The sequence below is a fragment of the Rhodopirellula bahusiensis genome (genome assembly GCF_002727185.1).
Taxonomy (GTDB): Bacteria; Planctomycetota; Planctomycetia; order Pirellulales; family Pirellulaceae; genus Rhodopirellula; species Rhodopirellula bahusiensis.
In genome coordinates this window covers 38,861-61,544 of sequence record NZ_NIZW01000029.1, presented here as the reverse complement: position 1 = coordinate 61,544, position 22,684 = coordinate 38,861, and the positions used below count along the sequence as shown (strand labels likewise).

At 55.8% G+C, this 22,684-nt stretch carries 15 protein-coding genes; 7 read left to right on the top strand and 8 right to left on the bottom strand.

From position 1 onward, the window contains the following. Window positions 1-11: 11 nt before the first annotated feature. Window positions 12-1,562 (bottom strand): glycoside hydrolase family 10, encoded by a 1,551-nt coding sequence (locus tag CEE69_RS26770; RefSeq protein ID WP_099263640.1) that lies wholly within the window; start codon window positions 1,560-1,562, stop codon window positions 12-14. Window positions 1,563-2,133: 571 nt separating this feature from the next. Between CEE69_RS26770 and CEE69_RS26760 the strand changes: the two genes are divergently transcribed. The 7 genes from CEE69_RS26760 to CEE69_RS26730 all read left to right on the top strand — a co-directional run bounded on the left by CEE69_RS26760 (window position 2,134) and on the right by CEE69_RS26730 (window position 13,715). Further along, the gene (locus tag CEE69_RS26760) at window positions 2,134-5,664 is read left to right on the top strand and encodes a DEAD/DEAH box helicase (RefSeq protein WP_099263639.1); all 3,531 of its coding nucleotides are present in this window, start codon (window positions 2,134-2,136) and stop codon (window positions 5,662-5,664) included. Window positions 5,665-5,882: 218 nt separating this feature from the next. Further along, window positions 5,883-6,998, top strand: a complete 1,116-nt coding sequence (locus tag CEE69_RS26755) for a hypothetical protein (protein ID WP_099263638.1) — start codon at window positions 5,883-5,885, stop codon at window positions 6,996-6,998. 214 nt (window positions 6,999-7,212) lie between these two features. Next, the gene (locus CEE69_RS26750; protein ID WP_099263637.1) at window positions 7,213-7,392 is read left to right on the top strand and encodes a hypothetical protein; all 180 of its coding nucleotides are present in this window, start codon (window positions 7,213-7,215) and stop codon (window positions 7,390-7,392) included. A 195-nt stretch (window positions 7,393-7,587) separates the two neighbouring features. Continuing rightward, window positions 7,588-9,201 (top strand): tetratricopeptide repeat protein, encoded by a 1,614-nt coding sequence (locus CEE69_RS26745; protein ID WP_099263660.1) that lies wholly within the window; start codon window positions 7,588-7,590, stop codon window positions 9,199-9,201. A 193-nt stretch (window positions 9,202-9,394) separates the two neighbouring features. Further along, window positions 9,395-10,636: a DUF1559 domain-containing protein gene (locus CEE69_RS26740; protein ID WP_099263659.1), complete on the top strand. Its 1,242-nt coding sequence runs from the start codon at window positions 9,395-9,397 to the stop codon at window positions 10,634-10,636. A gap of 249 nt (window positions 10,637-10,885) precedes the next feature. Beyond that, window positions 10,886-12,049, top strand: a complete 1,164-nt coding sequence (locus CEE69_RS26735; protein ID WP_233215680.1) for an SGNH/GDSL hydrolase family protein — start codon at window positions 10,886-10,888, stop codon at window positions 12,047-12,049. 424 nt (window positions 12,050-12,473) lie between these two features. Next, on the top strand, window positions 12,474-13,715 hold the full coding sequence (locus tag CEE69_RS26730) for a DUF1559 domain-containing protein (RefSeq protein ID WP_099263636.1): 1,242 nt from the start codon (window positions 12,474-12,476) through the stop codon (window positions 13,713-13,715). Window positions 13,716-13,857: 142 nt separating this feature from the next. On the opposite strand, the gene CEE69_RS26725 is transcribed toward CEE69_RS26730, so the two are convergent. From CEE69_RS26725 to CEE69_RS26695, 7 genes are all read right to left on the bottom strand, one after another. Continuing rightward, on the bottom strand, window positions 13,858-15,273 hold the full coding sequence (locus tag CEE69_RS26725) for a multiheme c-type cytochrome (protein WP_099263635.1): 1,416 nt from the start codon (window positions 15,271-15,273) through the stop codon (window positions 13,858-13,860). Between the two features lie 144 nt (window positions 15,274-15,417). After that, the gene (locus CEE69_RS26720) at window positions 15,418-16,161 is read right to left on the bottom strand and encodes a cysteine hydrolase family protein (protein ID WP_099263634.1); all 744 of its coding nucleotides are present in this window, start codon (window positions 16,159-16,161) and stop codon (window positions 15,418-15,420) included. Between the two features lie 18 nt (window positions 16,162-16,179). After that, window positions 16,180-17,418, bottom strand: a complete 1,239-nt coding sequence (locus CEE69_RS26715) for a Zn-dependent hydrolase (protein ID WP_099263633.1) — start codon at window positions 17,416-17,418, stop codon at window positions 16,180-16,182. A 5-nt stretch (window positions 17,419-17,423) separates the two neighbouring features. Further along, entirely contained in the window at window positions 17,424-19,343 is a 1,920-nt protein-coding gene (asnB, locus tag CEE69_RS26710) for an asparagine synthase (glutamine-hydrolyzing) (protein ID WP_099263632.1), read from the bottom strand. 56 nt (window positions 19,344-19,399) lie between these two features. Continuing rightward, complete coding sequence (locus CEE69_RS26705; RefSeq protein WP_099263631.1) at window positions 19,400-20,482, bottom strand: aspartate/ornithine carbamoyltransferase family protein; 1,083 nt, start codon at window positions 20,480-20,482, stop codon at window positions 19,400-19,402. Window positions 20,483-20,610: 128 nt separating this feature from the next. Then, the gene (locus tag CEE69_RS26700) at window positions 20,611-22,059 is read right to left on the bottom strand and encodes a sodium:solute symporter family protein (protein WP_099263630.1); all 1,449 of its coding nucleotides are present in this window, start codon (window positions 22,057-22,059) and stop codon (window positions 20,611-20,613) included. Next, a complete protein-coding gene (locus CEE69_RS26695; RefSeq protein WP_233215679.1) occupies window positions 22,056-22,469 on the bottom strand; it encodes a hypothetical protein in 414 nt (137 codons plus the stop codon). Before CEE69_RS26695 ends, CEE69_RS26700 begins: the two co-directional genes overlap by 4 nt. Window positions 22,470-22,684: the final 215 nt, after the last annotated feature.

The window sequence follows — 22,684 nt, the reverse complement described above, 5'->3', positions numbered from 1 at the left end:
CGACTGCCGGCTCACATCAACATCTCTTCGCGAATTTTGGTGAGGTAGGCCAGCATCGGTCGCGGGCGGCCTTTGGCATCGATCACGCCGGCGTGCGGTGTCAGGTGAGGATGCTGGTCCGACCATCCATCCCACACCACCGCGTGAACGATTTGCTTGGATAGCAACGTTTGGATGAGCGGTTGAACAAATTCGAATTGTGCCTTGGCCCACGCATCGGTCTCACCATTGATCTCGGGTGAAAGCGGCCGAGTTTGAACCGGCAACCGAGCGAATGCGTCTTTGCCGGGAGCACCTGCCACCGACAGTTGAATCATCAACGGTGCGTTGAGTGTTGCCCACCGGTCAATGATCTGACCAAACTCGACGGCCGATCGCGGGTGAGTGTCCCCATCTTCAAAACCAAATCGGAAGTTCAATCCGATTCCGGCCAGCCCCAAACCGCTTCGCAGCAGGGCGTCGGCAAAGTGCAACGGGCTGATGCCTTGTTCGTCGCGAGCCAGGTATTCGCCGCAGGGCTGGTCAAGCGACATCAAAACGGGTGTGTTGGGATCGCAACGGCGAATCGTCTGCAGGATTCCAATCGAGAACCGCATGACTTGTTCGTCATCAAAACCCAGTGGACCGGCAACGTTCAAACCTGACGCTGCGTTCCAAAGATTCACGCGTCCGCGAAATTGCTCGACCGTTTTTTCAACGAAGCTGGTCATCGTCGACATCAACTTGTCGAAGTCGTCCTCTAGCAACGTCAACCAATCTGGCAACAAGCCTTTGCGATAATCGATCACCGGACCGCCGATCACACGCAATCCCATTTGAGCGCATGCGGTCAACGCTTCGTCCACTGGTTCGTAATTGGGGCGTCCGCTGTCGGTTTCAATCTCGCCCCAACTGATGCGAACGGCGGCGGCATTGAAGGCTCGCGTGATTGTCGTTTGCTCGTCGATGGAACCGCTGGCCCGACCGGACTGCATGTCAGCAGTGACTTCGGTGGCGGGCAGCGGCGGCAAGACTCCGACCGCCAACATCGTGCTCAACCGATTTTCACGACTGCGGCGATAGGCGACGGATTGAGTCGAGAACAACTCGCCAAGTTCATTCGATGCCAGCTCGAGCGATTCAATGGCTTCGAAGGCGGCATCCACGCACGATGGATCGTCGGGGGCACACTGGGCGGCGTCCAGAAAACGTTTCGTGCCGCGTGTCAGAAAGTCGTCAAAGCGATCGCTGAGAACCAACCCGCCACGTTGCCACACGTCGGCTTGGACACGAACGCGGTAGCAACTTCCCCGAGCCAATTCGACGAACAGCCGATGGGCACTGTCCAGGCATCGCAAGCTGCATGTGCTGAGTTGGCGAAACCCGATCGAGGGAATCGGACAGGTCAGGAACAATTTGGCCGAGGTGTCGACGCCGCGAGTCAGCGTGAAACGTCCGTTCGAATAGACATTGCGAGACTGCCACGGCACGCCTTCGATGCCGCACAGATACGCGTCCTCCCAACGAGTCGATTCAAAGAACTCGTTCGCTGCGTCAGGGACATCAAAATGCATCTGCCCCATGGCAACCAGCGATTCAAAGACCGAACAAAAATTATCGGGAAACGTCCGAAACGTCACTCAGGACCATCCTGGCAACTGAGACGGTGTGGCTTTCCGGTGTCGCCCTGCCATCCGTCGATCCCGACGTTCGTTCGAGTTGACTGAAATGCCCGAATCGAGCGTCAATCAATCTTCGAAGGATCGTCCGAAACTCCCTCCTGAACGATCCCTGGCAACAAAGTGTCTTGTCCGAGTGTCATTCCCAAGGAACTCCCGCACACAACGTGTGAACAACCACCTTTGTCCAACCCGGCTGGAACAACCGAGTCGATCTGAAAAGGGGCCGGGTGGGATGGATTGGCACGCGACTGGCGCCACTCCGCCGGCTTTCGCCTTAGCGCCAATATCCTAGTCGGTTCCGTCAGTCGCCGCGAGATGGCTGGTTCAGGGCACAAGAGCACCCGTTGGGCGACGAATCACCCGTTGTGTCTCGGCGTAAAAGGTTGCCCACTGGCGCCATCGCTTTAAGACGCCATCGCGTGTAACCTGTTTCGCTCGTTTTTTGAATTGCACCTTCTGAGAAGCAACACGCATGGACTGGATCGCGGAAGACCAACTCGGATCGCTTGGATTGCTGATGGGCGAGGCGGTGGAGCGTCTCGTTGATTCGCACGACCAGGGTTTCGATTCCCGCGCAGCGATGCTGACGGTGAAGACGCCAACCCTGACTCAAGGCGACAACGGCGTTCGTTTTGATTTCCAGGTTGTGGGCAACCGAGAGAAACAGCAAACCGTCGCTCTGGAAATTGTTCCTCAAGTCGACGAGGACGATCCGGGCGGCGTTGGCGAACTGACCAGCGAGTGCCAGTGCGGATGCGTCGCGTTCCTGCGTGACCAATCTTGCCCGCACACCTTGGCCGCCGCGTGGTGGTTGCAAGAACAGATCGCTCGGCGAAACGGCAACGGACAACTGATCGAATTCCTGGGCGGATTGAAAGCGGACGCGGTCGCAGCCGGCAAACAGTTTGTCGATGAACTGTTGCGACGAGCCAAGAATTCGCGACCGGCTCCGGCCGAAGATGCCGAGCCCACACGATTGCAGTGGCGAGTTCGCGTGAACATGGCGTCGCAAACGGCTCCGCTGACAATCACTCCCTTTGAACAAAAGCAACGCAAAGGCGGCAAGGGCTGGACCAAGGGACGTGAGGTTCGCAGCTTTGACTTGTTGGACCAAAACTTGTTGACCGATCCGCTGGACAGCAAGATCGCTTCGCTGACTTCGGTTCCAACGCACGGCGTTCACGATGACAACTACGCCATCTTCGAAGCGCTGCGAATGCTCGCCGGTCACGAGAACGTGGCTTGGGACGATCAGAACGCACTGCCCGTCGAAGTCTTCTGCAGTCAATTGTTGTTGACGCTGCAGCCGGTCGAAGTTGAACAATCGAACAAGCCGAAGAAGTCAAAGAGCCAAACCGACGGCAAGACATCAGAGAAGAAAGCCTCCACCAAAACCGCTCGCAAATCATCGGGCAAACGCTCCGGCAAATCTGCCGACGAGTTGTTGGGCAACGTCACCGCAACGATGACCATGCCGGAATCGGAATTGGATTCGATCAGCGTTTCATCCACGGATGATTTGATCCCAGACGAACTGATTCCGGACGACGAAAAGGTCGAGGTCCAGTTTCAACCAAGACTGTCGGTCGACGGCATCGACATCGACGTGCAAAAGTGCGAGACAGTGGTCGGTGGATTGAGTCCCGTCGAACCAGCAATCATCTTGGCCGACGCGGATGAAGATCGCATCGTTCTGTGCACGCTAGCGGATCCCGCCGCGATAGGAATCATCCAGTTCTTGCTTCGAGGCGACTACCGCGACACGTTGCTCGATCACGCGACAGCGTCACGATTGGCATTGGCCGCCGGAACGATCGATTCATTGATTCGCGTGGAACTGCCGCCTCAATTGGCGGGACCCATTGTCCCGGCTCCGTGTGAGTTGGTGTTGCAAATGCGTCCGCGTCCCGGTGCGGGATTGAAAGTATCACTGCGGGTCTATGAATCCCGCTTGCGTGATTCGTTGGTTCCCGGGGATGCTCCCGAGTTGGTGCCTTGCTTGGCCGAAACCGGTCCGATCCGCTTGCAACGTGATCTGAAAGCTGAATTGGAATCCTCCGAAAAGATTGTGCAGCAGTTTGGGCTGAACCGACTGTCTCACGAAAGCACGATGGAGTGGGTCGCACTGACCGACCATGCTGCTCTTGATCTGCTCGGCCGTTTGCACGACGCGGGCGATGACGCGCCTCGAATTGTTTGGCCGGAAGGCGAAACGTTCCGCGTTCGTGGCGAGATCACACCGAAGTCATTGCGAATCAAAATCGATGATTCACCCGATTGGTTCGGCATGACGGGAACGGTAACCGTCGATGGTGTCGATGTGCCTTTGCAAGATCTCTTGATGGCGGTCCGCGAAGATCGACAACTCGTTCGCGTTGGTGATCGCCGGTTCGCCAAGATCAGCGAAGCGTTCCGCAAACGTCTGACTCAGTTGGGCGACACGCTGGTCAGCGAAAAAGGTCAACTGCGTTTGGCTGGCGCCGCCGTTCCGCTCGCACGCGACGTGCTGGGCGATGACGTGACACTCGAAACCACCGCGGCTTGGCATCAAGCAATCGAGCGTCTGGATTCGCTGCAAGATTGGTCACCGGATCGTCCCGAAGGCCTGGACGCGAATCTGCGTGACTATCAGCTGGACGGTTACCGTTGGCTGGCTCGTCTGAGTCGCTGGGGAGTCGGCGGCGTCCTGGCCGATGACATGGGTCTCGGTAAAACAGTGCAAACGCTTGGCATTCTGGTCGAACGTGGCCCAACGGGTCCCGCGTTGGTCGTGGCACCAACCAGTGTCGGTGAAAACTGGGTCCGGGAAGCGGAGAAATTCACGCCCGCTCTGACCGGCAAACTGTACCGCGATTGCGATCGAGACGAAGTCATCAAAACCGCGGGTCCCAATGACTTGTTGATCGTCAGCTACCAATTGTTGCAACGCGACGCGAAACGATTCGCTTCGCGAGCTTGGCACACGCTGGTCCTCGATGAAGCTCAATTCATCAAGAACTCGCAAACGAAAACTTCGCAAGCAATTCGAACGATTCAGGCCGATTGGCGGCTCGGGCTTTCCGGTACGCCACTGGAAAACCACTTAGGTGAATTGTGGAGTCTGTTCCGCACGCTGAGCCCGGGCTTGCTGGGTTCATGGCAACGATTCCGCAGCCGGTTCGCGGAGCCGATCGAACGACACAGCGACGCAGATCGTCGTGAGTCACTCGCTCGCTTGGTCCGTCCGTTTGTGCTGCGTCGAACCAAAGACAAGGTGTTGAAGGAATTGCCGCCTCGCACCGAAATCACGCTTCGCGCGGAATTGTCGGCTCCCGAACGCAAGCTGTACGAAGACGCCCGATTGGCTGCCTTGGCGGAACTCACCGCCGGCGGTGGTGCTCCATCGCACGAAGGCCGACGTCGCATCCAAACGCTGTCGTGGCTGACCCGACTGCGTCAGCTATCGTGTCACCCGTCGCTCGTCGAACCCAGCTGGAAGGGCACTTCGTCCAAACTGCAACTGTTCTTGTCGCTGGTCGAAGAACTTCGCGAAGGCGATCACCGGGCGCTCGTGTTCAGCCAGTTCGTCAAACACCTCAGTGTGGTGCGCACGGCGCTCGACGAACTCGGTGTTTCCTACCAGTATCTCGATGGTGCGACACCGTCTCATGAACGGCAACGCCGCGTCGACGCGTTCCAAAACGGCGAAGGCGACTTGTTCCTGATCTCACTGAAAGCAGGTGGAACGGGATTGAACCTAACGGCTGCGGATTACGTGCTGCACTTGGATCCATGGTGGAACCCAGCCGTGGAAGACCAGGCGACCGACCGTGCACACCGCATCGGTCAAGAACGCGCCGTCACGGTTTATCGACTGGTCGCTGAGCGAACGATCGAGGAGCAGATCCTTCAGCTGCACGCCGACAAACGCGAACTCGTCGCCGGCATCCTCGACGGAACCGACGCCGCCGCAAAGCTGCAAACCCAAGACCTGATCGACCTGATCAAAGCCGAAATGGGTTGATCTGCAGCAGCACTTCACCGCGGCAAACACAGTTGTTTGCGTGGTTCACCGCGGCGAACTGCCCTGCGTGAGAGTTTCCCGCCAAAGCGATTTGGATATCAAACTCTCGCCGTGTCGTCGCCCTCTTTGGCATCGACTTTGCGGCCATTTCTCTCCTGAACGACGCTCTGTGAATGTAAACGCACGCGTCAATTTGTGCCCCTACACAGGAGACCGAAATGACTAAGCGACTACCTACACGCCAACGACGTCTTGCCCTTGCAGTCGCAGCTGGATTGATCACGCCAATGGCCGCTGTGACCACTGCCCAGGCGGGGTTTGGATGGGAATGGGAAACCGGATCGCCTTACTATGAGGACGACGCCTGGTACGACGTCAGCGAATGGTTCGATGGCAACGACTACAACCCAACCGATGAAGCGATCGGCCGTTGGGACAACGAAACGTACGACCGCGACGAAGCCTTGACGTCCGGCGACTCTGACAACGACATCGACTGGACGAACAATGACCACGGCTACTACGCCGACACGAAGTCCAGTGACACGTGGTTCTACGACTACTACGACCACGGGTATTCGGACTACGGCGACTCCAACAACGATGGCAACTACGAGTACACATCGAACTACTACGACTACGACAACGATGGTGTGTACGACGCCTTCGCTTCCTACACCGACACCGATGGCGATGGCGTCTATGACGACGCCACTTATGTCTCGTTCTCCGACAGCGACGAACAAAGCGACTCGCAAAAGACTGCTCAGCAAAAAGCCGATCGACAAAACTCATCGGCCAAGAGTCAGTCGTTCACCGGTAAGATCACTCGAGCCAAGAAGGTGAAGACACCAGCAACGACCAACATCGTTGTGGAACTTCAGAACCAAAGTGAAGGCAAGTCAATGATTGCCGACTTGGGTCCCGCTGATCAACTCGACCGAATGCCGCAACTGAACGACACGCTGACGGTCAAGGGTTCACCGTTCAAGACCGGAGACACCAGCGTGCTGCTGTCGCGATCAATTGAGCACGACGGTCAACAGATGCAGGTTGAACGCAGTGGTCGTGAATACACCGGCACGATCGAAAGCACGAAGACAGTTGACGTCCGAGGGCAGCAACGACAACTTGCAAGAATCAAAACTGACGAAGGTAAAAAGATGCTCGTCGACTTGGGACGCAAGCAAGACTTGGATGCCAACATCAGCGAAGGAAGCCAAGTGACAATCAACGGTCCTGCCGTTCAGGTGAGAGATCGCGTGGTGTTGCTGGCGACGAAGGTGACCTTGAATGGTGACACGATCGAGATTCCGCGAATGGCAAAGAAGTGATTCGATTGATCCCGTTAACCAACCTAGAACACAATGCGTTCGGCAACTCGCCGAACGCATTTTTTTTGATCCAATCGAATGAGATCGCTTTCGATGGCAGTCGACGTCCGCGACCAAATTACCTTTGGCTACTTGCATCGCAGACTGATCCGTAGAAGAATTAATTCTCGGACAATTTTTTAGATCCATCCCTTGTATCCATCGAGCAATAGTAATGTCGCGATTGTTTTTCTCCGCCCTGTTTGCGTTCAGCGTTTCTGTCTTCACTGTTGGTTGCGGAGGCGGCGGCAACGAAGTGCTCGAAGACACTCGCTCACCAGCCGAAGTGCAACAAGAACAAGATGATTACGAAAAGCAAATGGAAGACACTGCTAGTTCCGCTACAAACAGCTAGTTCGCTGGCTTGGAAGGCAGGATGAAAGGCATGGCGTAGATCGTGGTTAGCCGAAGAAAACGAGCAAACGCAGTTGGCCAGACGCCTGCAAATCCTGAGAGCTCTTCCACGAACTTGGAACTGACGGATCGCGTTTCGTACGCGATCCTTTTAGCGAGCATTTGCGGGCTCGCTTTTTTTCTGCGCCTCGTGAACGTGCTGCAGACATCTGAAGTCCCGACGCTGATTGAATTGCTTGGCGATGCCAAAGGCTATTTTGACTGGGCGATTCGCATCAGCGACGGCGACTGGTATGGGTCGGAAACCTTTTATCAGGCACCACTGTACCCATACTTTCTTGCGGTTCTGATCGCAGTTTTCGGCCCGAGCATCACGCTGATCCGCGTCGTTCAGATGTTGCTCGGCGTTGCTGGCGTGGCCCTGATTGGCTCGTCAGGCCGCAAGCTGTTCTCAAAGAAAGTCGGATTGGTTTCGGCATTCATGCTGGCCGTTTACCCTCCCGCCATCTACTACGACGGCATCATCCAGAAGGCCTCCTTGGCAACTTTCCTGCTGTGCGTCTTGGTGACCGCATGCGTTTACCTTCAGAGCAACAAGAGTCGCCGATACGCTGTTTTCGCGGGCATTTCCTTGGGCCTGCTGGTACTGACGCGAGAAAATTCGTTGCTCTGGACGCCGCTGATTCCGCTTTGGATTCTATTCGGCATGGATGAAACCAGAGTGCGTCGATGGACGCTCGTCGGTGCTTTCGCAGGTGGACTCGCCTTGATCGTGGTGCCCGTCGCGGCGAGAAACGCGTCCTTGGGAGGCGAGTGGTCGCCGACGACATTCCAAGCGGGGCCGAATTTCTACATCGGCAATAATCTGGAAGCCAGCGGAATCTATATTCCGTTGGTGGCGGGTCACGAAACGCCGATGCACGAGCGTGCGGATGCACAGCGATTGGCGGAACAAGCGGTCGGTCACGAGCTTTCTTCTCGCGAAGTTTCGCAATTCTGGATGTCACGGGCGTGGAAAGAGACTCGGCAGGCCCCAGGTCGCTGGCTGCAGCTGATGGTCGCGAAAACGTTCATGGTTTTCAATCGATATGAAGTTCCCGATGTCGAAAGCATGTACGTTTACCGGGAATTCTCCTTTGCGTTGCAACTCAGCCGAATTTGGCACTTTGGCATCCTGTGCCCGTTGGGAATTTGGGGATTGTTGGTCACTCGGGGTGACTGGCGACGACTTTGGCTGCATTACCTGTTGCTGCTATCGATGGTCGCCGCGGTGGTGCTGTTCTTCATTCTTGGGCGATACCGCAACCCCGTCGCGATTCTGTTCGTTCCATTCGCGGCGGCGGGTGCCGTCGACCTGTACCAGCGTTTTCGCGAACAACATTGGCGATCGCTCGGTGCCGCGGGCTTGGTTTTGGCTCTCTCAGCCGCGCTCTGCAACATCACCGTCTATGACGAGCGATCGCTCCAAGCCAGCTGCTACATGAACATGGGTATCGCAGCCAGCAAGGCGGGCGACCTTCCGGCGGGGATCCGTTTGCTGAAGAAGGCGATTGCCGAATTCCCGGAAATGGCGGAGGGATACGTCAATCTTGGCAGAGCCTACATGATGAGCCAGCAGCCTGGGCGAGCCGCTCAATGCTTCCAGAACGCTCTGATTCTTGATCCAAGGCTGGTGGGAGTGCACCTGCAATTGGGTGAAGCGTTCGAAATGTCCGGAATGCGACAGCAAGCGATCGAGCAATATCAGCGGGCATTGGCCCTCGATCCGACGGACTTCCGAGCCTCGGAAGCCCTCAACCGGCCCCGCTGAATCTTCACATTGAGCAATCTGGCGTTCGCCCTGAACTCGCTCTGTTTACAGTAACGGCAATTTAGACGCCCTACCAAGGCACAATTGTGAAATTCCCCTCTACAAAGAGGTGATCCCGAGCTAAAATTCATGCTCAATCTTCGGGGTTTTATCTTCCCCTTTCGTCCCTTTGCTTTCTTCAGGAGCATCTTCAATGCAAAGAACTCATCGCTCGCGATCAGGTTTCACCTTGGTGGAACTGTTGGTCGTCATCGCCATCATTGGCGTCCTCGTCGGCCTCCTTTTGCCAGCTGTTCAAGCAGCTCGAGAGGCAGCACGACGCATGTCGTGCAGCAACAATTTCAAGCAGCTTGGGCTTGCGATTCACAACTACCACAGTGCTTTCAACCAAATTCCAACGAACGGAACCGGTACAAAGCAAGAAATTAGCATGACCGACGGTACCAACCAAAGTAACCGTCTGTTCTTGAGCTGGTTGGTTCCGGTCCTGCCATACATCGAGCAGCAAGGACTTTGGGAGCAAATCTCAAACCCAAGCACAGAAGTCACACGCGGGCAAGCCTTGCCTGGCAGTGTGAATGGCGCTTGGCCTGCAATGGGACCTTGCCCTTGGCAAACGACCTATGTTCCTTGGGTCACTCAAATCCCCGCCTATCGCTGCCCCAGCGATGCTGGATCGGCTCAAGGCCCTGGTCAACTCGCACGTTCGAACTACGCATGTTCGGTCGGCGATGCGGTTGACCGAGGTCACAATGGCGGTGTGAATGACTTCGGTTACTTCGGAAACCAAAACAACCGAGACGAAGATTGGGCCGTGACTCGTGCACGTGCCGGACAACGTGGTTTCTTCTGGAACCGTAACAAGATCCAGTTCCGCGACGTTCTCGACGGTCTGTCAAACACGATCGCTGCGGGCGAAGTTGTCACTTCGGGCGGCAAGCGAGAAATCAATGCTGACTTTGTTCGGAACATCACCACGATGTTGAATCCAAACGAGACCGTTTTGATTCCCGCACGCTGCAAAGAAGGGGCGCACATCGATCCGACGCGTCCCCAGTTCTACGCCCCAAGTGCAAATGTCAGCGGAAGTTTGTCTCAAGCCAAGCACGCACGCTGGGCGGACGCGCGACCCTATTACACCGCCTTCCACACAATCCTGGCGCCAAACGACGCCAACTGCGTGCACGACGGTGGCGATGGTAACCACTCAGGCGTGATCTCAACTGCGGGCAGTCGTCACGCAGGCGGTGCTCACGTGTTGATGGGTGACGGTGCCGTGAAGTTCATCACGGAAAGCATCGACACAGGCAACCTCGAGTCAAGCACAGTCGGTCGAGATGGACCAGCCTTGCCGCCAGGATCACAGAGTCCATACGGAGTCTGGGGTGCACTCGGAACACGTGACGTCAAAGAAGTCGTTGACTACGAACTCTAAGACTTCGAAGTCATAAAGTTCATCAACAATCGAAACCTCGCTCGCAATCTGCGGGCGAGGTTTTTTCGTATCAATCGCAAATCGATTGTTAAGGCGTGACTCGCCCTTCCCAGCTCATGCGGCGATCGCCAATGGCAGGACCAATCCGGTTGTTCCGCTACAATCTGTCCGTTTCAATCCCATGTGCTTCACTGCCACCTACGTCACCTCTACCTGCCGTTGAATGCCACGCCCGACGATGACCGAACCATGAATCAAAATCGAGTCCGGCTCAGCCTGAAGAAGCGGATCGCTTTCAGCGCCTTTGTCACCCTGTCATTCTTTTGCGTCGCCGAAATCAGTTTCCGTGCGATGGAGATCTTTTGGCCGCCGCGCCATGTCGATTTCGGACTCGGGTTCAACGACGACAGCCGCATTTTCATCGATTCGAAGATCCACCCGGGTTACATGGAAACCGATCCGGCCAAGCGTGTCAGCTTTGTGAAACAACGGTTCCTTCGTGAAAAGCCAGCGGACGTTTTTCGGGTCGTGGCTCTGGGTGGTTCGTCGGTGAATTACCTCGAGCCTGAATTCGAGCAATTGGAACGTCAACTCAGCAGCGAATCCAAACAGATCGAGATCATCAACTGCGGCGGCTTGGCCTACGGAAGTCATCGGTTGGTGTTGGTCATGCGTGAGATGCTGGAGTACCAACCCGACCTGATGCTTCTTTACACGGGTCACAACGAATTCGAGGAGGTTGAACAGCTCTCGCTTTCCGGCGTGGACAAACTGTCATTCGAACGAACGATCAGCCACTCAGCGATCATCAGGTTCCTTCGCGATCGTCGAGCCGACTACGAAGTCGACCGTCTCGAGAAAGAACACAACCAACGACTGCTGGCCCGCGAGGAACCAGTCAGCGATTCCAACTTTGCCCGAGCCTGGTCACATGATTTTGGTGAGCAAGATGTGCAAGAACGCATGCAGAGCTTCGAACACAACCTGAAATTGATTCTGACGACAACGAAGAACCAGCAGATCCCAGTCATCATGGGCACCGTTTCATCCAACTTGCTTCAGCCCTACTTACCTCGCGAAGCGGCGGCGAGATATCAACGGGTGTACGAACTCTGGAAAGACGGAAAGAAGGACGAAGGTCTTCAGCTTGCAAAGCAGATCTTGGCCGAAACGACAGGCCGGCATCAATGCAGCGAGTTAGAAAACAACATCCTAAAAAATCTGGCCGACGAGTATTCGCTGCCTATCGTCGATGTTGAATCAATGATCGCCAACGCGGAACCACATGGCATTCCTGGCGAAACACTCTTTGATGATCACTGCCATCTCAATGATGCGGGCCGAGCCATTTGGATATCGGGTTATGCACCGGAGATCCAGGATGCAATCCAATCAACATTGAGCACACCCTAAATCGCATTGGTGGCTGCGATTCTGGTTGTGGCCGTGTTGCTCGCTATCGTCTTGCCTCTGCATCGATAGCGATTGGCTGATTACGATCCGTCGTTGACAACAGCCGATGAAGTCTCGCGAAATGACCGAGCGATGGATGTCCTCGACGGCTAATCGAACATTGAAAACTCACTGCGTGGCAGAACGCCAATCAAACACGAGTGTCAAAACCCCTACCCCCCGTTCACGAAAACGCTCAAGCAGCCACCTTTGCTGCTCACACCGAAATCCGGCGCTTCACATTTAACGTGAACCAACGCAACCTTAAGAGGGCGTAAATTGAACCTCAGGCTCCACTAAGCCACATTGAAATGCTAACCTCGGCTCTCCATTTGGGGGTTTTCTTTCCCCGTTTAAGTGCTTGTCTTCCTTAGGAGAGTCTTCCATGCAAAGAACTCATCGCACACGATCAGGTTTCACACTGGTGGAACTTTTGGTCGTCATCGCCATCATTGGCGTCCTCGTCGGTCTCTTGCTGCCTGCTGTTCAGGCCGCTCGAGAGGCAGCACGGCGTATGTCGTGCAGTAATAATTTCAAGCAAATCGGGCTTGCGATTCACAACTACCACAGTGCCTTCAACCAAGTTCCAACAAACGGAACTGGCACGAAGCGTGAAATCGGCATGTCCGATGCCACGAACCAGAGCAATCGCCTTTTCCTGAGTTGGCTTGTTCCTGTTCTGCCCTACATCGAACAGCAAGGATTGTGGGAGCAGATCTCAAACCCCAGCACGAATGTCACACCAGGGCAAACTTTGCCTGGTAGCGTGAATGGTGCTTGGCCAGCGATGGGTGCATGCCCATGGCAAACTCGGTACGTCCCTTGGGTCACTCAGGTGCCTGCCTATCGTTGCCCCAGTGACACGGGAGCAGCCCAAGGTCCTGGTCAACTCGCACGTTCGAACTACGCATGTTCGGTTGGTGATGCAGTGGACCGCGGTCATAATGGTGGCGTCAACGATTACGGATACTTCGGCAATCAAAACAACCGTGATGAAAACTGGGCCGTGACTCGTGCACGTGCTGCACAACGTGGTTTCTTTTGGAATCGTAACAAGACCCAATTCCGCGACGTCTTGGATGGTCTGTCCAATACAATCGCCGCTGGTGAAGTTGTCACTTCGGGTGGCAAGAGAGAAATCAATGCAGACTTTGTTCGAAACATCACCGCGATGGCGAATCCGAACAACACGATCCTGATCCCAGCTCGTTGTGCGTCTGGTGCTCACATCGATCCGACACGTCCACAGTTCTACGACCCAAGTGCAACCGTCAGCGGAAGCTTGTCGCAAGCCAAGCACGCTCGCTGGGCTGATTCGCGACCGTACTACACGGCGTTCCATACCATCCTAGCGCCAAACGGTGCCAACTGCGTTCACTCCAACAACGATGGCAACCACTCTGGGGTGATCTCGACTGCCGGCAGTCGTCACGCTGGTGGTGCTCACGTGCTGATGGGTGACGGTGCGGTGAAGTTCATCACGGACAGCATCGACACGGGCAACCTGGAGGCAAGCACCGTCTGCCGAAATGGACCTGGACTTCCACCTGGATCGCAGAGTCCATACGGAGTCTGGGGTGCCCTCGGAACACGTGACGTCAAAGAAGTCGTTGACATCGAACTTTAAGACTTAGAAGTCACAAAGTTCAGTAACAATCGAAACCTCGCTCGCATCCCGCGGGCGAGGTTTTTTGATGCGCTGCTGAAATGAGATCGCTCATACAGAGAGTCGTTGCTCAGGCTTCAAACTATCGAGTCAAACGACACGACTAGTCATCATCTTCCGATCCATTCAGGAATCGCTCGGTCGCAGCTTGGTCGACGCGAATGTAGTGATCGCGAAGCGGGGGGAAGACATCGCCCTGCACGCTCTCCAACCGCAACTTTTCCGTTGACCGACGTGGCATGTGGCAGTCGACACAGTTCTCGGCAAAGTTCACACCTTCGTGCGGGTAGTAACCGCAATCACTCTCGCTCTCATGACAGTTCATGCACCGGCTCGAGAACAGGACTTCGTTCCCTCGTTCATTGTGGTGAGGGTCATGGCAATCGATGCAGGTCATCTGAGATTGCCGGAAGCACTCACTTTGAGACAATCGATTCAACTGATTGCTGGTGTGCACGCTGTTCTTCGCATCGGCTTCTTCATCAGGAGGATAGTAATGCTCCTCCAACGGATCGCCCGGACGGAAACTAAGCGCGTCGCCCTTCAGTTCCCGCGAGCCACCATGACACTGCCCACAAATGTCCATTTGAAGCTGACGCTCTAATTCAGCCGGATTGGTGATCCCGACGGCTTCAAGAGCGTCCCGATTATCCCGGTGGAAATCCACATGATCCTTTGCCGGCCCATGACACCGTTCGCAGGTCACACCCATGATCAAAGAACCTGGCGTGTAGTGATTCTTCTCGCCACGAAAATCAAAGTACGTCATGTGGCAATCGAGGCAACGCTGCGGGATCGGCCGGGCATAGGCGGCATCCCCGTCAATGTAACCAGGGCTATTGATCCATTGATCGCCATCGGTGATGTGCGTCACGTTGTGTTGGTAGAGCCCGTCCCTGTGCCAATACAGATAGGTCTGAGCCATTTTGGACGACCCCATGATGATCTCCATCGGGACGTCAAAGCTCCAGTCGAAGAAGTGGGCTCGCTGTAGAAACTCATCCCCTTGCTGAATCATCTCGAAAGACACATTGGGATCGGAAGTTTGAAAGCGATTGCCGCCGGAATCAAAGATTCCGTCGATTGTTAGCTCGTTGACTGGGCGACATGTCTTGTAGTGCCCCGTTGCGAGAAACGACTGATACTTCTCGCGATGGCATTCCTGACACTGCTCGGGGCCGACGAATCCGGGGTTTTCGTGGTGGGGAGTTATGTCGTCCGTTTTCTGCGGAGACTCGCCGGGGCGGAATGGAATCTCGACACCGCCGCCATCTTCGTATTTCCCAACGAACCAGACGTTCCCGGGAATCAAGTTCACCAACATGTCGCTAGGCGGGGCGGTGACTTTGGTTGCCTCCAGCAAAGCCGACGACTCCGCCTCGCTGCTCTTTCGCTGTTGCTGGCTCTTCACCAAATCACGAAACCGATCATCGTCGCGTTTCGTTTGCATCATGCTGTACCCAAACCAGCCGACGACCGCGACGATCACCACGAACACTATGCCGCGTTTGTAATTCAAAATCTCAGTTCCTACCGCGTAGTTCTATCCCCAGCACCGATTGGATCCAACGAACTCGCAAACACTAAGCTACCGGATCCAGATCGGCTTGCTACCAGCTTAGCTTAGTCGCGTGTCACGTGACGACGGAGTGCATCGCGATAATCAGGCGTCGGTTTTGGCTGGGATCAGGTTCACGACGGTTTGGATGACTTCGCCGATCGTCATGACTCGGGCGTAGCGGTCGCGGAGCGTTGCCAGTGTGGCGTTGTGCAATTCCGGCGTCACGGTCGCACAGCAGTCCTCCACGACGGTCACCAGGTACCCCAAATCACAAGCGTCGCGAACCGTGGTCTCGACGCATTCGTTGGTGTAAACGCCGACCACGAACAAAGATTCGATGCCCATGTTCTTGAGCACGTAGTGCAGGTTCGTCGAACTGAACACGCCGCTGGCGGTCTTATTGATAATGATTTCATCTCGATCTGGTTGAGGAGCCACCTCCACCAAGAACTCCGCCTCGCGTGAACCGGGTGCCGCAAGCAGGTCCAGCCGCTTGTGCCCTTTCCCGCGATCGCGTCCGTCCTGCGTGAGCGACTGAATGCGAGTGTGGATGACTTCCAAATTGCGGCGGCGAAACGCTTCCTGCAAACGCCGCACGTTGGGCAGCACCGTGTCACTCAACCGATCGAAGTAGTACTTCTGGCCTTCGGGAGACACGCCGTGGTTGTTCCCTTCGGCAAAAACACCGCAGCCCGGTGCCGCATCGAGATACTGCAAATCAATGCACAGTAGCGCCGTGTGCCGGCCGACCAGGAATTCGCCGTGAGCGGGATTGTCGACGAACGACTCGTGATAAATTTCGCGAAGGGGATCTGGGTGCTCGTCGTGCGGTGCGAATTCATTCATGGAGGGCTTTCAAAGCGGTCAATCTGGTTTGCCGGACAATTCGGCGAGTGAATGGAGCAAGACGTTGGCTCCCGCCTCGATGTCCTGCCACGCGGTCCATTCCGCGGGCGAGTGACTTTGTCCGGACTTGCTGGGGACAAAGATCATACCTACCGGGATCATTCTTCCCATGATTTGGGCGTCGTGGGCAGCCCCACTGGGCATGATTTCGTATTCGAGCTGCAATTTTTCGGTTTGCTGCTGAATCGTTTTCACGATCTGACCGCCGCACTGCACCGGGCTGATCAAACTTTTCTGCTCGAACTCGAACATCAAACTGCGGCGGCGTGCGATCGCCGATAGAGCTTTTCGAAAGGCGTCCGCCAGATCTTCCAACACGTCCATCGACGTGTCGCGAACATCCAAGGCAAACTCCACCAAGCCCGGCACCGTGTTGGTCGCCCCGGGAAGGATCTGAGCCTTGCCGATCGTTGCACGACTTCGGTCACTGCCGTTCTCCTCCAAAATCCGCGGGACTTCATGAGCAAAGTCCGCTAGTCCCATGAAGGCGTCGTGTCGCATGTCCATCGGCGTCGTGCCCGCGTGATTGGCCTCACCTTTGAGTCGCACCGACCAAGTGAACAAACCTGTGATTTGGTCGACGACCCCGACAGATTTGTGCAATCGATCCAGCACCGGCCCCTGCTCGATGTGCATTTCCAAGTAGCAATGCAGACTCTCGGGGTCTCTCGCGGCGTCCAAAGCTGCGACTGGGTCGTAACCATGCCGTGACATTTCGTCCTGCAAAGGAACGCCGTTCATGTCCGTCATCGTTGCGATCATTTCCGGGTTGATTTGGCCACAAACGGATTGTGATCCAAACATCCCGCCAAACCGGCCTTCTTCATCGCTGAAGGCAACCAACTCGATTGTCCGATCAAGCTGGGCCCCGGATTCCTTCAAGCAGCGGAGGCATTCCAGTCCAGCCACCACGCCCAGCGTTCCATCCAGTGCGCCGGCACAGGGCACGGTGTCGATGTGCGATCCGACCAACACGCGCGGCAGATCGGTCTTGCCGGAAAGAGTCGCTGAGATATTCGCCGCACCATCGATCGAAGTTGGCAAGCCAGTCGCTTCAATTCGGTCGATCAGCCAGCGTTTCCCTTCGATGTCAGCGTCCGTGAACGCCATCCGGTAAATGCCATGGTCATCGGAGTTCCGACCGATCTGCGATAGTTCCAGAATATCGGCTTTGATCCGTTCCAAATTCACTTGCATGGCAATCAATCCACTGCCGGCAACGGCAGACCTTCGACGTACTGACCGTGCAGCATGTGCAGTTGCAACACGTGGTTCATGACGATGTCGTTTCGACGAGCGATCGTCCCATCTGTTTCTTTCCAAGCGTCATCGATGAACTGCATCAACTTGTCGTGCTGGAAGAACCCAACCGAATCGACACGCGACGGCGTCAGCCAATGGTCGATCATTTCCTGAACCGCGGCACGTTTGACGGGGTCGGTGTGGGCGGGCGGTGCCATGAAAGCGAACTTTTTGCGTTCGTACAATTCGCGTGGCAAGACGTTGACCATTGCTTCGCGAAGCACCCATTTTTCGACGCCATTGCGAATTCGGATGTTCGGCGGAATCGTCGTCGCGTACTCAGCAACATGATGATCCAGGAATGCCGGGCGGGCTTCCATGCTGTTCGCCATGTCCATTCGGTCACCGCCCCAAGTCAGGATCTGACCCTCCAGCATCGTTTTGCTCCACGTGTACTGCGACACGTCCAAACGATGACGACCGCGAACTTGAGCCGGGTCGATCGCGTTGGCGACTTCGCCGACCGGATCATATTCCCGCAACAAATCCGTCAGCGATGAAGACAAGATCGGCTCGAATCGCTTCAGCACTAACATCCAGGGCTGAATCCACGACGGGGTGAACCCACACAAGTCTTGCCAGGCACTGTGCTGCAAGTCTTCTTCGGCCAGAATCGCGCCCGCAAAGATGCCGCCTTCGTCGTCACGGCCCAGCCAATCCCGCTTGAAGAACGGGTAGCCGCCGAACAGCTCGTCGCTGCCTTCGCCGGTGATCACGGCTTTATAATTACAAGCCCGAACACGGCGACTCATGTGCCATTTGGCAACCGCCAACGTGTTGTAAAAAGTCCGCTCGGCGTGCCAAGTCGCTCGTTCGAACGCGGGCCCGTAAAGCTCTTTCTCAGTGAGCCGCAGCAGCTCTTGCTCGGCCCCCGTTCGTTCCGCCATCCGTTTCGCGATGTTTGATTCATCATATTCGTCGCTATCGAAAGCGATCGTGAACGCTTTGACAGGCGACTGTTGCAGCGTCGTGGCCAGCCCGATGATCGAGCAACTGTCGATCCCGCCGGACAGATAACATCCGACCGAAACGTCAGCCTCCAAACGTGCTGCAACGGCATCGATCAAGCGATCTTGGACACCTTGGACGAACGGTTCCGGATCTGCGTTCTCATCGTGCGATTCGGGAAATTCGAAATCCCACCAGCGTTTGGTTTGAACTTCCAACGAATCACCGTTGCGCTGAACCACCAACATGTGGCCGGGCAACAAAGCGTCGACGCCTTCGAACGCGGTCGATCCCGGCACCATCACTTGCATCATTTGGTGAACAGCAGCCTTCGGGCACAACCGCGGTTCGATGTCAGGGTGCTGCAGAATGGATTTGACTTCGGATCCCCAAACGATTCCGTTGTCTTTGACCGCATAATAAAGCGGCTTCACTCCAAAGCGGTCGCGAATCAGGATCAGGCGTTCTTTGCGGTCGTCGTAAAGTACAACGGCAAACTCACCACGAAGGTGGTCGACCATCGCGAGATCATGCTTCAGGTACAACGGCAGCGTGATCGCACTGTCACTCTTTCCATCGCATTTGTAGTCTTCGCAGGCAAGCGCCGTGCGAATGCGTTTGTAGTCATACAACTCGCCGTTGACCGTGACCGCGTAGTCACCATCGTCGGTTTCGATCGGTTGGTGCCCGCACGCCAATCCAATGATCGACAACCGAGTGTGTCCCATCGCCAACCCGCGTTCCTGAAAGAAACGACTGCCACGCTCGTCAGGACCTCGGTGGTCCAAAACGTCGAGCATGCGGTCGAGCGAGAAACGCAATTCGCGTTCGTTGGTGCGAGATGGATTCCAAAATCCGGTGATGCCACACATAAATGGTGTTGGTGTTTCGTAGAGATGGATTGAAAGAAAGGATCGAACGCCGCGATCTAAATGCCGCTGATTCGGTCGGTTCGATCCAAAACGGCCGCCAAGAGAGCTTGCCGAACAAATACCGCGCCAGCCGCCTGGGCGAAGTAGAGATTGTGTTCGGTTTCGTCCAAGTCTTCGCTCAATTCAGCATTGCGAGCGAGCGGGTGCAGGACAACGGCACCATCTTTGAACGGGCTGCTCACATCGAGACTGTAACGAGAGTCCAGGTTGCGATAACTGTCGCCCAAAAACGCGATCGAGTTCACATAAACCACATCCAGTTGCGGAAGGACTTCCTGAACATCGTTCGTGATCTCGATCGGAATCGGCGACTGTTCGATCGGTTCGGTCAAATCCAAACCAACCGGGTCCGCCATCTCACTAACCAAAGTGATCTTGCTGACAGCGCCCGTGAACATCAGCGACAAACGCAGGAAGCTCTTCACCGCCCGCATCGATCCAGGGGTTCCGATGATGCCGAGGTGAACACGTTTTTCGGGCGGGCACTGATCCGAGTGCAACTCGGGACGCCACTTCAGCAGTGCGTACCAGTCAATCAAGGCTTGGGTTGGGTGATGTCCCGATCCATTGCCGGCGTTAATCAGTGGACGTTGCAGATTTTTCTGAATCTCGTCCATGCTGTCTGTGTCGGGGTGCCGCATGATGACGACGTCGCCGTAGGTATTGAACATCTCGCCGATGTCGGCCAGCGATTCACCTTTGGCGATGCCGGTGACCTGCCCATCAGGCACCGAGAGGACTTTTCCATCCAGTCGCTGCACGGCACTTTCAAACGACAACCGAGTTCGGGTGCTGGGTTCGAAGAAAGCCGTGATGGCGATCTTCCCATCCAGCGGCTTGTCCATTTCGACGTTGCGAGACTCAAGCAGCGCCGCCAACTGCGCAATCGCCAAAATGGTACGTCGATCAAACTGACGTGGATTGAGAATTGACTGCCCGGCGAGAGCCTTCAGCGTTTCACGGTCGATGTTGCCATCGAATGCATCCAGCAACGACAACGACGACAACTTCTTACCTTTGGAGTTGGCCGCCGACGAGCTCAAAGCTTCGGAAACTTGTTGATTGGAAAGTGAATTCATTGGACTACCAGATTTGCTTGTCGCGCAAGTCGATCCATAAAAATCCGATCAGCACCGCTACGCCGATGACACAAAGCACCAGACTGCCAATCACAAGAAATTGTAAGAAGAAAACCGAAAACATGGGTTCAGTCGTCCGCCAAAGTTGCGAATTCAAAGTCGTCCGGCCAAATCTGACAGCAGACGGCAAACGTCACGCCCGAAACTGCCGCACCGATCAAAGATGCCGTGAACCAACCAATTTGGAAATAGGCCACCAATCCGATCGCGCTGCCCAGAACCATCGACGCACACGCCGCGATGGGGCTGGCCCGGCGAAAGTACAAACCGCACAAAATCGGCCAAATGCAGCTGCCAACCATGGGACCAGCAAAGAAAAGGACCGTCGCCAACGAGCCCACATTCGGAAGCGCCGCGATCCAAGCCAGTGCTCCCAAACCGACGATTGCAATCGCAGATAATTTTCGCTTGGACGGGTCACTTACGTGCCGCTTGGTCACTCGAACCTGAATCGGTTCGGCGATGTCGTTGACGATCAAGTCCGATGTCGCCGCCAGCAAACTATCAATGCTGGAAGCAAGCGAACAGAAAACGACCACAAAAACCAACAACGCGCCGCCGGTTCCCAGCAGCGTGGCGGCCACCAACGGGCCCGCCGTGTCGGGTTCACTGATTCCGATGCCCAGCGCCGGAGCGGCAAGCCCCAAGAAGCCCGCCACGATCGGGACGGGCAACCACAGCACACCGCCCAGTGCGTAAGCCTTCGGCCCGACACCCTCCCGCAACGCAAACGCGCGGCTCCACCACACATTGCTGTGGAAGATCTCACCAAAACCAAACAGCATGTTGTTGAAGAGCGCCATCAAAGCGGCGGGGAAAAACGCAGAAAGCAACATCGGTCGCTCTTCGTTGAGCCTCTCGTGAACCTCGCGAATTTCAACCTGAGTCAGAACTGCAATCGCGACGACGACAAGCCCCACCAAAATGATCAGGCTTTGAATGAAATCCGTCCCGATGACCGCATACATTCCGCCGAACAACGTGTAGGCCACACAGACCAGAACAACCACCGTCATCCCGTGCTCGTAGGGGATACCCGACAACACATTCAGCAGCTTGCCGCCCGCCATCGACATCGAGACCAGCCACGTCACCGCATAGAACAACGAGATAATCAAAAACGGAATCGTTCCCAACCAACCATAGCGACGACGCATGAATTCGACCGCGGTGTACCCCTTCGGCATCAACTGCCGAATGCGGCCGCTCATGGGAGCGAACGCAAACAGCCCGAAGCTGGCCGTGGAGTATGCCAGTGCTCCCCAAATCCCAAGTTGCAGTGCGTACTGGGGCGCCAACATGGTTGTGTTGGATGTGATCCAAGTCGCCACAGCCGTCGCGGTGCCCATGGCGAGCCCGACGTTTCGTCCCGCCACCGCGAATCCGTCGTACGACTTCGCTTGACGGCCCCACCACCATCCCAGGGCAATCCATAGGACGCCAAAGATGGCCAGCAGGATGTATCCGGATTGAGCACTGAGGATGGACCCGGATTCTGCCAACAACACATGGTTCATGATCGGCTTCCTTCCGATGGTTCCTCGAGTGCCGGATCCCTGGGAGATGAAGAGGTGAGCGAGCTTGCGGGACGGTGCATCCACGTGCCTCGAACGATCACAAAGATGACGGCCAAAAACACAATCGCACCAATCACCAACAGCACCATCGCTTGCCACACCGGCCAATGCGAAACTTGTACCGTCGCGGGAACGTCTGAACTTGCGATCAAGACTCCATTTGCATCCAACGCTTCAACGCGGTAGCGATAGGTTCCGTCCGGAAGTCCCGATACAAATGCAATCGGAAGTGCGCCTTCATAAACGACGCGCTGCGGAGAAGTGGACTCGAAGTCTTGCGACGTTGACTGCAACGCCTGCTGACCATCCGATAAGCCGTCGCCAACGGATTCCGTTTCGCGATCGCTCAATTCTGAGACGCGAAATGTCCCTTCGAAATCCGGGACTCCCTCCAACGCCCAAGTCAGCTGAAAATAGCCTTCGCGAGAAACGATCGGCTCTTCGAGAATCTCTGGCGGAAAGGCAACCGTCGCGATCGCTTCAAAACCATCCGACGGTTCTTGACCGGCGACAGGCGAGGCCTGAATCAGGAAGATCCACCCGATGACCGCGAAAAAAGCGGAGA

Bases quoted from the DNA above. Each gene is read 5' to 3' on its own strand.
- CEE69_RS26770 (WP_099263640.1), bottom strand. From the start codon at position 1,562: ATGGGGCAGATGCATTTTGATGTCCCTGACGCAGCGAACGAGTTCTTT.
- CEE69_RS26760 (WP_099263639.1), top strand. From the start codon at position 2,134: ATGGACTGGATCGCGGAAGACCAACTCGGATCGCTTGGATTGCTGATG.
- CEE69_RS26755 (WP_099263638.1), top strand. From the start codon at position 5,883: ATGACTAAGCGACTACCTACACGCCAACGACGTCTTGCCCTTGCAGTC.
- CEE69_RS26750 (WP_099263637.1), top strand. From the start codon at position 7,213: ATGTCGCGATTGTTTTTCTCCGCCCTGTTTGCGTTCAGCGTTTCTGTC.
- CEE69_RS26740 (WP_099263659.1), top strand. From the start codon at position 9,395: ATGCAAAGAACTCATCGCTCGCGATCAGGTTTCACCTTGGTGGAACTG.
- CEE69_RS26735 (WP_233215680.1), top strand. From the start codon at position 10,886: ATGAATCAAAATCGAGTCCGGCTCAGCCTGAAGAAGCGGATCGCTTTC.
- CEE69_RS26730 (WP_099263636.1), top strand. From the start codon at position 12,474: ATGCAAAGAACTCATCGCACACGATCAGGTTTCACACTGGTGGAACTT.
- CEE69_RS26720 (WP_099263634.1), bottom strand. From the start codon at position 16,161: ATGAATGAATTCGCACCGCACGACGAGCACCCAGATCCCCTTCGCGAA.
- CEE69_RS26715 (WP_099263633.1), bottom strand. From the start codon at position 17,418: ATGCAAGTGAATTTGGAACGGATCAAAGCCGATATTCTGGAACTATCG.
- asnB (WP_099263632.1), bottom strand. From the start codon at position 19,343: ATGTGTGGCATCACCGGATTTTGGAATCCATCTCGCACCAACGAACGC.
- CEE69_RS26705 (WP_099263631.1), bottom strand. From the start codon at position 20,482: ATGAATTCACTTTCCAATCAACAAGTTTCCGAAGCTTTGAGCTCGTCG.
- CEE69_RS26700 (WP_099263630.1), bottom strand. From the start codon at position 22,059: ATGAACCATGTGTTGTTGGCAGAATCCGGGTCCATCCTCAGTGCTCAA.